The organism is Microvirga sp. jy35 (assembly GCF_056148915.1).
The window spans coordinates 1-12,250 of record NZ_JBWBEW010000002.1 but is presented as its reverse complement, the minus strand read 5'-3'; the positions used below and the strand labels follow the sequence as shown (position 1 = coordinate 12,250).

The window sequence follows — 12,250 nt, the reverse complement described above, 5'->3', positions numbered from 1 at the left end:
CTCCCTGTCCGTCATCACCGGCCTTGTGCCGGTCATCTCGATTAGAAAAGTGCCGAGCCTCACAGGATCGAGATGGCTGGGACTGATCCCCGGATCAAGTCCGGGGACGGCCATGACGTGGGCGGGTGTCAGCCCCGCAGCGCCTCGTCCAGATCGCAATACAGGTCCTCCACATCCTCGATGCCGGTGGAAAGCCGCAGGAGGTCCGGCGGGCATGGGGTGCCCGGACCCTCGATGGAGGCGCGGTGCTCGATGAGGCTCTCGACGCCGCCCAGCGACGTCGCCCGCTTCCACAGGCCGACCCGGGCCGCCGCGCGGATCGCCGCGGCCTCGCCTTCCGAGACCTGGATCGACAGCATGTAGCCGAAGCCGTTCTCCATCTGCCGGGCGGCGATGTCGTGGCCGGGATGCTGCGGCAGGCCGGGATAGAGCACGCGGGCGACCTTCGGATGACTGGAAAAGCGCTGCGCGAGATCGAGCGCGCTTTTGGCTTGGGCTGCCGTGCGCACATGGAGCGTGCGCATGCCGCGCATCAGAAGATAGGCTTCGAAAGGACCGAGGATCGCACCCTGCATCTTGCGGATGCTGACGACGCGGGCCCAGAATTCATCCGCCTTGGCACCCGCGAGCGCTCCCGCCACTACGTCGGAATGGCCGTTCAGCACTTTCGTCGCCGCATGCATGACGATGTCGGCGCCGAGGTTGAGCGGTCGGGTGTGGATCGGCGACGCGGTGGTGGAATCGACCGCCAGACGCGCGCCGGCCTCATGGGCGATCTCGGCGGCGCCGGCGATGTCCGTGATGGTCCAGAGCGGGTTGGAGGGCGTCTCGATCCAGACCAGCTTGGTCTGGCCGGGCTTTACCGCTTCACGCAGTGCATCGAGGTTGTCGGTTTCCACGAAATCGACCTTGAGACCCCAGCGGACGGCTTCCGTCATCAGCCAGCTGCGCAGGGCCCAGTACATGACCTTGGAGGCGACGATGTGATCGCCCGGATCGAGGGCCTGGAACACCGCGGTGGCCGCCGCCATGCCGGACGAGAACAGCAGCGCGCCGGCCTCGGCCTCCTCCAGCATCGCCAGCACTTCTTCCGCCTCGCGGATCGTGGCATTGTCCGGCCGGCCATAGACGAACCCGGAGGAATAGGCATTGTCCTCATCGCGGATATAGGTGGTCGCCACATGGATCGGCGGCACGACCGCCCTGGTGATCGGATCCACATGGCCCATGGCCTGAGCGGTCAGGCTGCGCTTCGACCATGGGGAACGCGATGACGGCATGGGAACCTCCGGAGAGCGTGACAGGTTGCGTCACTGGAAACGGACACGCTGTCCTTAAAGGGATTTCGAGGATGCATACAGACCAAACTGCGCCGGGCAGCCATGCAATGCCGCCGCTGCCACGTTTTCTCGTGGCCGTGCTGCCGGTGGTCGCGGTGGCGGTGTCGGCAAGCCTGATCACGCAGCCGAACATCCCGACCTGGTACGCGGGACTTGAGAAGCCGGCCTTCACGCCGCCGAACTGGGCCTTCCCGGTCGCCTGGACGCTGCTCTACGCCATGATGGCCTACGCGCTCTGGCGCATTCTCGCATTGCCGGAGAACCGGCCCGGACGCGCGGCGGCCATTGTCGCGTTCTTCGTGCAGCTGACGCTGAACGGGACGTGGTCCTTCGCGTTCTTCGGGGGCAAAAGCCCGGTAGCGGGCCTCGTGGTCATCGCGGCCCTGATCGTGGCCATACTCGCTACGATCCGCACCTTCTGGAAGCTCGACCGCCTCGCGGCCCTGCTGCTGGTGCCCTATCTCGCCTGGGTCGGCTATGCCACCCTGCTCAACGGCACGATCTGGCGGCTCAACGGCTGATCTCGCATCTCGGACAACAACCTCCTCAGGATGAGGGCCGTGTATGAGGAAGCGTGCGCTATTGGCCCGGCTTGTCGAACAGGTCCGGGTCCTTGTCGAGGTGATCGAGGACCCCGACGAACGGCAGCTGCCGGTAGGAATGGGCCACGTCCATGCCGTAGCCGATCACGAACACGTCGGGGCAAGTGAAGCCCACATAATCCGGCTGGATCTGCACGGCGCGCTTGCCGGGCTTCTCGAGCAGGACGGCGGTCTTCACGCTCTTGGCGCCGCGCGCCATCAGCAGGTCCTTGGCGAAGGTGACCGTGCGGCCCGACTCGAGGATATCGTCCACGAGCAGCACGTCGCGTCCGCGCACGTCGCTCTCGACGTCGCGCAGGATCGTGACGTTGCCGGTGGAAACCGTTCCGTCCAGATAGCTCGACAGATGAACGAACTCGACCTGGGGCGTGAGCCCGGACCGGTGCAGGGCGCGGATCAGGTCGGCGGCGAACATGAAGCTGCCCTTGAGCACGGCCACGACGAGCAGGTTTTCGGGCTTGGCGGCCGCGATCTCCTGGGCCAGCGCCTCGTTGCGCTTGGCAATAATGTCTTCGTCGAAAAGAACCCGGATGCGGTGGGCAGTGCTCATCGTCATTCGTCCAGAAAAGAATAATGGGCTTTCAGAGCCGCCCCTTCACGACCATGACTGTCCAAGGATGTCAAACGGAGTTGGCGTGTTTTCAGGCGAATCCATGAACTCCAATGTCATTCCCGGCCGGAGCGCAGCGGAGGGGATAACACCCACCACGTCATGGCCGTCCCCGGACTTGATCCGGGGATCAGTCCCAGCCATCCCGATTCTGGGGGGCACGACGCTCCCCATGATCGGGATCACCGGCCCTGTGCGGTGATGACAGGGAGTGTCATTGCTTGGCATCCTGCGGCAATGTCCCGCGAGAGCTTTGCTTCCCGTTACAGTCCTGCAAGTTTATGGCTTGCTAACCATAACGGGGCGATAAGGAAGCGAATCGCCGGGTTTCTTCACTTCAAGGATGGCTCGACTACGTGTGAAAGCGCTCGATCACGACGATTATCACTACGATGAAAGCGCGGCGCCGGTCGTGCATTTCGAGAATGTGGGCGTGCGCTACGGCATGGGGCCCGAGGTCCTGCGCGACCTGACCTTCTCCATCGAGCCCAATTCCTTCCAGTTCCTCACCGGCCCGTCAGGCGCCGGCAAGACGACGCTGCTGCGCCTCATCCTGCTCTCGGTGAAGCCGACCCGCGGCCTGATCTCCATGTTCGGCGAGGACGTCTCCCGGATCTCGAAGGACGAGCTGACCGCCTTGCGCCGCCGCATGGGCGTGGTGTTCCAGGATTTCCGCCTGCTCGATCACCTGACGACCTATGAGAACGTGGCCCTGCCCCTGCGCGTGCAGGGCAAGGAGGAGGCGAGCTACCGGGCGGAGGTGGTCGAGCTCCTGCGCTGGGTGGGCTTAGGCGACCGCATGCACATGCTGCCGCCGGTGCTCTCGGGCGGCGAGAAGCAGCGCGCGGCGATCGCCCGCGCGCTGATCGTGCGCCCCGACCTGCTTCTGGCCGACGAGCCCACCGGCAACGTGGACCCGTCGCTTGCCCGCCGCCTGCTGCGCCTCTTCATCGAACTCAACCGGCTCGGAACCTCGGTGATCATCGCCACGCACGATTTCAGCCTCATGGATCAGCTCGACGTGCGCCGCCTCGTGCTCGGCGACGGCCGGCTGCACATCGACGAGTGAGCCGGATGAATGCCCCCCCGCAACCGGGCCTGAAGAAGGCCGCCGCGGCCTCCGACGGCCGGAAGCGCCCCCTGCCCGCCTCGTTGAGCCGGAACGCTCCGCTCGTGCCGGTGGACTCCGCCGGCGGCCAGGCCTTGGCGGCCGTCATCGCGATCCTGACCTTCCTGGCGGCCCTGTGCGCCGGCGGGGCGGAGCTCGTGGCGGCTTCCTCGGCCCAGTGGCGCTCCGAGATCGCCCGTGAAGTCACCATCCAGATCCGGCCCAATGCCCAGCGCTCCACCGACCAGGATGTCGAGCGCGCGGTGGCGCTGGCCCGTCAGGCGCCGGGAGTCGAGGAGGCTCAGGCCTTTTCCAAGGAGGAGTCAGAGCGCCTGCTCGAGCCGTGGCTCGGAACCGGCCTCGACTTCAACGACCTGCCGGTGCCGCGCCTCATCGTGATCAAGATCCGGGAGGACGCGAAGCCGGATTTCGCGGCCCTGCGGCAATCCCTGCAGCGGGATGTGCCGGGCGCGACCCTGGACGACCACGCCCTCTGGGTCTCGCGGCTCTCCACCATGGCCAACACCATCATCGGCGTCGGCGTGTTCCTGGTCAGCCTGGTGCTGGTCGCAGCGGGGCTTGCCGTCATCTTCGCCACCCGGGGCGCCATGGCGAGCAACCGGGAGGTGGTTGACGTGCTCCATTTCGTGGGCGCGAACGACGACTTCATCGCCAAGGAGTTCCAGCGGCGCTTCTTCCGGCTAGGCCTGCGCGGCAGCGCCATCGGGGCCGGCGCCGCCATGATCCTGACCCTCATCCTGGGCCTCGTGACCCGCTCCTGGCGGGCGAGCCCGACCGGCGACCAGATCGAGGCCCTATTCGGCGCCTTCACCATCAGCTGGCGGGGTTATGCGGTCGTGGTGCTGATCGCGCTGTTCGTGGCCGTGATCACGGGCATCGTGTCGCGCCTGACCGTGAGACGCTTTCTTAACGAAAATGGTTGATGGTGAGAGTTAACAGAGAAAGAGCAGGCCGCCTCTCCATTGCCGCAATCTCCCTTATCCTCGTCCAGGATGACCTCGCGAACGCAGAGTTGGAGTGCGCCGGGCGCCATGGACACCTCGGAAACCGTCGGCTGGGGCTGGACGATGCTGGAATCGCCTAAGGCTCCCGCACGGCGGTCGTGGGCGCGACGCATCCTGGGTTTCGGCTTCTGGGCCGCGACATGCGCCGCCATAGCCGGCTTCCTGGGCTTTCTCATCTTCGTCTACAGCCTCGACCGCTCCGAGCAGCGACCCGAAACCCGGGCGGACGGCATCGTGGCCCTGACCGGCGGTGCCCAGCGCATCGGCGATGCCATCGATCTTCTGGACAAGGGTTATGCCAAGCGACTCCTGATCTCGGGCGTCAACGAGAACACCAGCCGGGACCAGATCGCCCGGCTCAATCCCGGACAGCGGCGCCTGTTCGATTGCTGCGTGGATCTCGACTACCGGGCCCGCAACACCATCGGCAACGCCATCGAGACCCGGCGCTGGGCCGAGAAGAACAGCTTCGACACCATCATCGTGGTGACTTCGAACTACCACATGCCGCGCACCCTCGCGGAGCTCGACCACGCCCTGCCGAACCTGCAGAAGATCCCCTATCCGGTGGCCGCGACCATCGATCCGCACGATTGGTGGCATAATCCCGCGGTCGCCCGGGTGATCTTCACCGAATACCTGAAGTTCCTGGCGGTCTGGGTGCGCACCCATCTCGAGGACGACCCGGAGCGCTCGTCGGTGGCCCACCTCATCAGCGGCGGATCCCCCGTCAAGAAGCAGCTGATTGCGGAACCGCTCTGGCGCTAGCTGGACCCTAGGCGAAAACCCTCTATGGTGGGCGCCGCGGAGCAGGTGCCCCGCTTTTCATTTTCAAGACGCCATGCTGATCCTCCGCTCCCTGCTGTTCAACATCGCCTTTTACGCCAACCTGATCCTGTGGCTGATCCTGCTGATCCCGGGCCTCCTGGCGCCGCGGCGGGTCTTCATGGACATGGTCAAGTTGTGGGGCCGCACGTCGATCTGGCTTCTGCGGGTCATTGCCGGCATCAAGGTCGAGATTACCGGCCGGGAGAAGATCCCGCCGGGCGGGGCGCTGGTGGCGGCCAAGCACCAGTCGTTTCTTGAGACCTTCACCATCGTGACGATCCTCGACGATCCGACCTACATCCTGAAGCGGGAGCTGATGTGGATCCCCATCTTCGGCTGGCATCTGGCAAAGGCCCAGTGCGTGCCGGTGAACCGCAAGGCCGGCACGGTCGCTCTCGTGCAGATGACCCAGCGCGCGAAGGAGGAAGCACAGCACGGACGCCAGATCATCATCTTCCCGGAAGGAACCCGCCGGCCGCCGGGCGCTCCGCCAGCCTACAAATACGGCGTGGCGCATCTCTACCAGAATCTGGGCTTTCCCTGCATTCCGATCGCCCTGAATGCCGGGCTTTTCTGGCCACGCCGCCAGTTCATCCGCCGGCCCGGCACGGTGCGGATCGAGGTGCTCGACCCCATTCCAGCGGGCCTCTCGCGCGAAGAGTTCTTCCAGCGGGTGCAGGTTGAAATCGAGACGGCCTCGGACAGGCTTTACGAGAAGGGCCGGCAGGAGCTCGGTCTCGGTCCTGCGACGGCCTCGGAGGCTTCCCTGTCGAAGGCGTGAAAACTGGTGTCATTCCCGGCCTGAGCGAAGCGAAGGGAAAGGGAATCCACTCACACGCTCAGCACTATGGATCCCCTTCCCTCGCTGCGCTCACCGGGGATGACACCCACCACGTCATGGCCGGCCTTGTTCCGGCCATCCCGATCCTGAAAAGCACGGCGCTCCACACAATCGGGATCACCGGCACAAGGCCGGTGATGACGACAGAAGGCGACCACTCGCGCCCGGCGCAAAAACCCGCAAATCCAATTCCTGCCAAGCTTTCAGCCACCTTGACGACTCACTCGGCCGTTCTTACATATAAGAACATATGGCGAACAAACGAACCATATCCTGGAACGCGGCCATGCGGGATCTCCGCAACGACCGAATGCGGAGGGCTGGCGTGCGCGAGGAAAGGCTACGGGCGACCGCAGGGCTTCGCTCCTCTTCCACCCTGAGTTCCTGGCGCGGCCGTTCGGGACGCCGCTATATCGTGGGCGTCCATCCCCTCAATGAAGCCGAGCTTCTCGATGTCACGGACGCCGTGATCCTTGCCGTCAGGCGGGATAGCGACGGGACCGGCACGGTCATCGATGCCGGCATGGCTGCCTCCGAGCCGGCCGAACACACCCGGATGCGCTGGCTCGCCAAGGTGCAGGAGTTGGGCGCCACCGAGCTGCACATCCACAGGCTTGCCGCGACGGAGGAGGATCGCCGGGCGATCTTCGAGGATCTGCGCGAGGACGAGACTCAGGCCTCCTGATCCAGCGTCGCCACGATCTTGTGCAGCAGCGGATCGACCACGCTCATGCCGATGAGATGGTCGTAGGTGTTGCGCACATAATCCGGGTTGCGCCCGGAAACCCCGCTGCCCTGCCGCACGTGCCTCAAGACTTCCTCGAAGGACAGGCGCCCTGCATATTGCCCGTGATAGCGATCGACCACATAAGCCAGCGCCCTGACTCGTCGGCCGTCGGCCAGCCGCACCGGAAGGCGGCGCTCCAGATAGACGGCGGTGACCTGCTCGCGCTCGCGCAGGTACTGGATCGTGCCCTCCGCCTCCTCCGGGGCGACCCGGAAGGCGACCCCGTGGCAACGGCCGCCCCGGTCGAGGCCCAGCACCAGTCCCGGATGCTCAGGGGTTCCCCGGTGGACATGGGAGAAGACGCAGAGGGATCGATGGTAGCCGTAGAGATGGGCGTGCATGCGCTCGACATGGGGAAAGCCCGGCCGCCACATGAGCGAGCCGTAGCCGAACACCCATAAATCCTCCGTGAGGTCCATCATGTCACCGCGCCCGAACCTTGCCTGCTTCGGGCCTATAGCATCGAACCCAAAAGTGGGAACCACTTTTGGGGCTGAATTCGATGCTTGTCTTTCGATGAGCGCATCGTTCTCGCGGAAAAATGGTGTCCACTTTTCCGCACGAGGCGCTAAGCAGTAACCCAGCATCCGCACAACAGGAGATCGCGCATGGATCAGGCCGCCCCCGCAGGGCATGCTCGCCGAAGCCGTTTCTGGCTCTACACGCCCTTCGTCCTGCTGCTCCTTCTTGCCATTGCCTGGAGTGTCGCCTGGTTCGTGATCCGCAACCGCACCGCGGAGGCGCTCGACGGCTGGCTCGCCGCGGAGGCGAAAGCCGGTCGTGAATGGACGTGCGCGGACCGCACCATCGCCGGCTACCCGTTTCGCATCGAGGTGATCTGCAACACGCTCGACCTGAAGCGTGGCGCGGTGAACGCCTCCTTCGGGCGCACCGAGGCCGTGGCGCAGGTCTACCAGCCGCGGCGCATCATCACCGAGGTGGCCGGCCCCCTGAAGGTGACGGACGGCACGGTGACGGTGCAGGGCAGCTGGGATCTGCTGCAGGCCAGCATCAATGCCTCGCAGGCGGGATTGCAGCGGATATCCGTTGCCGCCAACGCCCCGAAGGTCACGGTCACAGGCCTGCCGGCCGGCGAGCTGACCGGATCGGGCAAGCGTCTGGAGCTTCACGTGCGACCCAACCCATCGCGGAGCGCCGAACAGGCCCGCGATGTCGCGGCCTCCGTGACGGAGGCGCGCATTCCGCTTCTCGATGCGCTCATCGGCGGTGCGGAGCCGACGAACCTCAACGCCGACATCACCGTCACTCAGGCCGACGGCTTCAGGGGCGGTACCATTGCGGAGGAGATGGAGCTCTGGCGCAAAGCGGGCGGCAGGCTCGACATTTTGATGCTGTCCGCCGCCAAGGGCGCGCGCCAGATCGAGACCAAGGGCGAGCTGCGCCTCGACGAGCAGCACCGGCCGGCCGGTCAGCTGAACGTGGCGGCCGCCGGCCTCGACGGCCTTCTCGGCAACCTCACCGGCGGGCGCCTCGGCGGCAATCTGCTGGGGATGCTGCTGGGACAGGGGCCGCGCGCGAATGCCGCTCAGCCGAACGCCAAGCCGCAGCTCGCCTCCCTGCCTCCCTTACGCCTCGAAAACGGCCTCCTGGCCATGGGACCTTTCGTGATCCCGAACGTGAGGCTGCAGCCGCTTTATTGAGGGCTATTCCTCACGTCGTCACCGGCCTTGTGCCGGTGATCTCGATCCGAAAGGCATGGCGCTTCACATCATCGGGATAGCCGGGACAAGCCCGGCCATGACGTGATGGATGTACCCACGCTCTGTCATTCCAGGGCCGCGCAGCGGAGCCCGGAATGACAGTGGAGTTTCGTCCCACCCGATGAATGCCGCCTAAGACTTGTCCTCGCGCCTCCGGCCGAAATCCGGCTCAGGGGTTTCCTGGCCCGACGAGATGATGCCGCGGCGGATGGCGCGGGTGCGGGTGAAGAGGTCGAAGAGCTTGTCGCCCTCGCCCCAGCGGATGGCGCGCGCCAAAAGCGCGATGTCCTCGTTGAGGCGGCCCAGCATTTCCAGCACGGCCTCCCGGTTGTGCAGGAAGACGTCGCGCCACATGGTGGGGTCCGAGGCCGCGATGCGGGTGAAGTCGCGGAAGCCGCCGGCGGAGAACTTGATCACCTCGCCTTGCGTGACCGTCTCCAGATCCGCCGCCGTGCCGACGATATTGTAGGCGATCAGATGCGGCACATGGCTGGTGATGGCGAGCACGAGATCGTGGTGCTGCGCGCTCATGACCTCCACGTTGGAGCCCATGGCCTCCCAGAAGGCGCGCACGCGTCCGATGGCCGCCTCGTCCGTTCCCTCGGGCGGCGTGAGGATGCACCAGCGATTGTGGAAGAGCGTCGAGAAGCCCGCGTCAGGACCGGAATGCTCCGTGCCCGCCACCGGATGGGCCGGCACGAAATGCACGCCCTCAGACAGATGCGGCTGCACCTGGGCGACCACGGAGGCCTTCACCGAGCCCACATCCGACACGATGCAGCCCGGCTTCAATCCTGAGCGCATCGCTTCCGCCACCGTGCCGCAGACGCCGACCGGCACGCACAGGATCACGAGATCCGCATCCCGCACGCCGGCCGCCACATCGGCGGTCGCCTCGTCGGCGATCCCGAGCTCCCGCACCCGGGCCACCACCGCCTCGCTCGCATCGACCGCCACGATGGTGCGCGCAAGATTCATGTGCCGTGCGGCGCGGGCAATGGACGAGCCGATCAGCCCGAGGCCGATGAGCGCCACGCGCTCGATCAGCGGCGTGTCACGCGGGGGGCCGAGACGCTCAGGCATTTTTGCCACCCATAAAATCGCGCAAAGCCGCCACGACGAGGCCGTTCGCCTCCTCGTTGCCCACGGTCAGGCGCAGGGCATCGGGCAGGCCATAGGCCGCAACCTGACGCAGGATCAGCCCGCGCGCCGTGAGGAAGCTGTCTGCATCCTTGGCCGTCCTCCCGGCCTCCTGCGGGAAATGGATCAGCAGGAAGTTGCCGACGCTCGGCGTGACCTTCAGGCCGAGCGCCTCGATCTCGCGGGTGAGCCAGGCGAGCCAGCGCTCGTTGTGCTCGACGGCTTTTGCGATATGCGCCTCGTCCTGGATCGCCGCGATGCCGGCGGCGATGGCCGGGCCGCTCACGTTGAAGGGTCCGCGGATGCGGTTGATCGCATCCGCGATGTGGGGAGGCGCCACCATCCAGCCGAGGCGCAGATTGGCCAGCCCATAGATCTTCGAGAAGGTGCGCGTCATCACCACGTTCTCGGAGGTGGCGACCAGTTCCAGTCCGGCCTCGTAATCGTTGCGGCGCACGTACTCGGCATAGGCTGCGTCCAGCACCAGCAGCACATGGGGCGGCAGGCCTGCGTGCAGGCGCTTCACCTCGTCGAACGGGATGTAGGTGCCGGTCGGGTTGTTGGGGTTGGCGAGGAAGACGATCCTGGTCCTGTCGGTCACCTTCGCCAAAATCGCATCAACGTCGGTGCGCAGATCCTTTTCCGGCGCCACCACCGGCGTGCCGCCCGCAGCCTGGATCGCGATGCGGTAGACCAGGAAGCCGTGCTCCGTGAAGATGCCCTCGTCGCCCGGACCCACATAGGCGTTCGTGATGAGCGACAGCAGCTCGTCCGAGCCCGTCCCGCAGATGATCCGGTTCGGATCGAGCCCGTAGCGGGCCCCGATCGCCTCGCGCAGCTTCGTGGCGGCGCCGTCCGGGTAGAGCTCGAGATGATCGAAGGTCCGGATCGCTTCCATGGCTTTGGGCGAGGGGCCGAGCGGCGTCTCGTTGGAGGAGAGCTTATGGATCTTCGCAACCCCTGCGGCCTTGCTCTTGCCGGGCACATAGGCGTCGATCTGCATCACGCCGGGACGGGGCTGGGGACGAACGGACATCATTGTTTCCTAGCAATCGAATTGTTGGCGGCTGCTCTAGCGCAGGTCGGGCTTCATTTCACGTGGAAACGTTCGGCATGGCTCCCGACCTCGGCGAGCTGGGCGAGGCTGGCGCCCGCCCGCGTCAGGGTCTCGTGCAGCTGCGACGGCTCGACGGCGCCGGGCACCGCGATGAGCTCCGACAGGCCATGGGCATCGGCGGCGCTCGCCACCACCTCGCCGCCGAGGCGGATCAGGGCCTCGTTGGCGCCCCGGTGCCAGCGCTCGAACTGGGCGGCATAGAGCACCACGTCGCGCACGGCCGCATCCACCAGGGGCTTCGAGATCACGAAGACCGGGGTGCCGGCCGGATGGGCCGGCCGCTCGATGAAGGGCAGGCGCGCGATGACCTTCGGGCGGTCCCGGTCGGCCAGCGTGCGCCACCAGGCGCCGCTCGTCGCCCCCTGGTCGAGGCGGAAGATGCCGAGATCGCCCCCGGAGGAGGCCACCGCCTCGATCACCGCCGCGGCGCTCGGATGCATCACGTAGGGCACCGTGAAGCCGAAATGGAACCGGGCCGAATCCCGCATGGGCGCGTCGCCCCCGGAGACGTCGGCATGGACCGTGTAATGGGACTGCACATAGGTGAAGGTGCCGATGATCACGCGCCAGATGCTCTCCACCGTATCCAGGGGCAGCAGGCCCTCGTGGCGCTCGGCCAGCGCCTTCATCATCGAGGCCTCGCGGCCGGGGCGGAAGGCCGAGGCGAGGCCTGTCTTCGAAGCGTTCTTGGAGGCGATCAGCCGGTCGATGATGGTGCTGCGATCCATGAGCAGCCGGTGCATCGCCTCGTCGATGCGGTCGATCTCCTGGCGGAGTTCGGCAAGGGCAAGTGCGGCCTTCTCGGCGGGCTTCTCGGCGGACATGGGCGGGATCCTCAGCTCGGGCTCATCTGCACACCTAACCCTCATCCTGAGGAGCCCACGTAATGGGCTCCTCAGGATGAGGTCGAGATTCATGAACCGGTCTCTCAGGTCGGGCGCCATTCTTTGGCGGTTTTGGCTGAACTTGTCATCCCTGATTGCGCGGCAGGCCTTGCACATGAGGCAGCAGCTTCCCGCCTGTGACGCGAAGGATTGAAGGCTTGGCCCTGGCTTGTCTCGTGGGTCGAGGGAAGCGCGGGAGTAAGGCTTGCCTCGCCGCTCCAGCGGAGCGCGCAGAGGTTGAGTTCGG

At 66.0% G+C, this 12,250-nt stretch carries 13 protein-coding genes; 7 read left to right on the top strand and 6 right to left on the bottom strand.

Features of this window, described 5'->3' with window-relative positions; genetic code table 11:
* Positions 1-128: 128 nt before the first annotated feature.
* The gene (locus AC0QTX_RS01770) at positions 129-1,280 is read right to left on the bottom strand and encodes a trans-sulfuration enzyme family protein (RefSeq protein ID WP_474602100.1); all 1,152 of its coding nucleotides are present in this window, start codon (positions 1,278-1,280) and stop codon (positions 129-131) included.
* 71 nt (positions 1,281-1,351) lie between these two features.
* Between AC0QTX_RS01770 and AC0QTX_RS01765 the strand changes: the two genes are divergently transcribed.
* On the top strand, positions 1,352-1,861 hold the full coding sequence (locus tag AC0QTX_RS01765; protein WP_474602099.1) for a TspO/MBR family protein: 510 nt from the start codon (positions 1,352-1,354) through the stop codon (positions 1,859-1,861).
* Between the two features lie 58 nt (positions 1,862-1,919).
* On the opposite strand, the gene hpt is transcribed toward AC0QTX_RS01765, so the two are convergent.
* The gene (gene hpt, locus AC0QTX_RS01760) at positions 1,920-2,492 is read right to left on the bottom strand and encodes a hypoxanthine phosphoribosyltransferase (RefSeq protein WP_474602098.1); all 573 of its coding nucleotides are present in this window, start codon (positions 2,490-2,492) and stop codon (positions 1,920-1,922) included.
* A 505-nt stretch (positions 2,493-2,997) separates the two neighbouring features.
* Between hpt and ftsE the strand changes: the two genes are divergently transcribed.
* The 5 genes from ftsE (at position 2,998) to AC0QTX_RS01735 (ending at position 7,039) form a co-directional block, all read left to right on the top strand.
* Positions 2,998-3,621 carry a cell division ATP-binding protein FtsE gene (ftsE, locus tag AC0QTX_RS01755; RefSeq protein ID WP_474602396.1) on the top strand — a complete coding sequence of 208 codons (624 nt, stop codon included), beginning with the start codon at positions 2,998-3,000 and terminating at the stop codon, positions 3,619-3,621.
* Positions 3,622-3,626: 5 nt separating this feature from the next.
* Positions 3,627-4,604 (top strand): cell division protein FtsX, encoded by a 978-nt coding sequence (locus tag AC0QTX_RS01750; RefSeq protein WP_474602097.1) that lies wholly within the window; start codon positions 3,627-3,629, stop codon positions 4,602-4,604.
* 108 nt (positions 4,605-4,712) lie between these two features.
* Positions 4,713-5,453: a YdcF family protein gene (locus AC0QTX_RS01745; RefSeq protein WP_474602096.1), complete on the top strand. Its 741-nt coding sequence runs from the start codon at positions 4,713-4,715 to the stop codon at positions 5,451-5,453.
* A 73-nt stretch (positions 5,454-5,526) separates the two neighbouring features.
* Entirely contained in the window at positions 5,527-6,294 is a 768-nt protein-coding gene (locus AC0QTX_RS01740) for a lysophospholipid acyltransferase family protein (RefSeq protein WP_474602095.1), read from the top strand.
* Between the two features lie 346 nt (positions 6,295-6,640).
* Positions 6,641-7,039, top strand: a complete 399-nt coding sequence (locus AC0QTX_RS01735) for a hypothetical protein (protein WP_474602094.1) — start codon at positions 6,641-6,643, stop codon at positions 7,037-7,039.
* Here AC0QTX_RS01735 and AC0QTX_RS01730 read toward each other — a convergent pair.
* On the bottom strand, positions 7,027-7,563 hold the full coding sequence (locus AC0QTX_RS01730) for a gamma-glutamylcyclotransferase (protein WP_474602093.1): 537 nt from the start codon (positions 7,561-7,563) through the stop codon (positions 7,027-7,029). The two genes, AC0QTX_RS01735 and AC0QTX_RS01730, sit on opposite strands and share 13 nt — an antisense overlap.
* A 186-nt stretch (positions 7,564-7,749) precedes the next feature.
* Between AC0QTX_RS01730 and AC0QTX_RS01725 the strand changes: the two genes are divergently transcribed.
* A complete protein-coding gene (locus tag AC0QTX_RS01725) occupies positions 7,750-8,802 on the top strand; it encodes a DUF2125 domain-containing protein (RefSeq protein ID WP_474602092.1) in 1,053 nt (350 codons plus the stop codon).
* Between the two features lie 192 nt (positions 8,803-8,994).
* Here AC0QTX_RS01725 and AC0QTX_RS01720 read toward each other — a convergent pair whose 3' ends face one another.
* The 3 genes from AC0QTX_RS01720 to AC0QTX_RS01710 are packed head-to-tail and all read right to left on the bottom strand — an operon-like array spanning position 8,995 to position 11,943.
* On the bottom strand, positions 8,995-9,945 hold the full coding sequence (locus AC0QTX_RS01720; protein ID WP_474602091.1) for a prephenate/arogenate dehydrogenase family protein: 951 nt from the start codon (positions 9,943-9,945) through the stop codon (positions 8,995-8,997).
* Positions 9,938-11,038 (bottom strand): histidinol-phosphate transaminase, encoded by a 1,101-nt coding sequence (gene hisC / locus AC0QTX_RS01715; protein ID WP_474602395.1) that lies wholly within the window; start codon positions 11,036-11,038, stop codon positions 9,938-9,940. The genes AC0QTX_RS01720 and hisC overlap by 8 nt, the downstream gene beginning before the upstream one ends.
* 53 nt (positions 11,039-11,091) lie before the next feature.
* On the bottom strand, positions 11,092-11,943 hold the full coding sequence (locus AC0QTX_RS01710; RefSeq protein WP_474602090.1) for a chorismate mutase: 852 nt from the start codon (positions 11,941-11,943) through the stop codon (positions 11,092-11,094).
* Positions 11,944-12,250 lie beyond the last annotated feature (307 nt).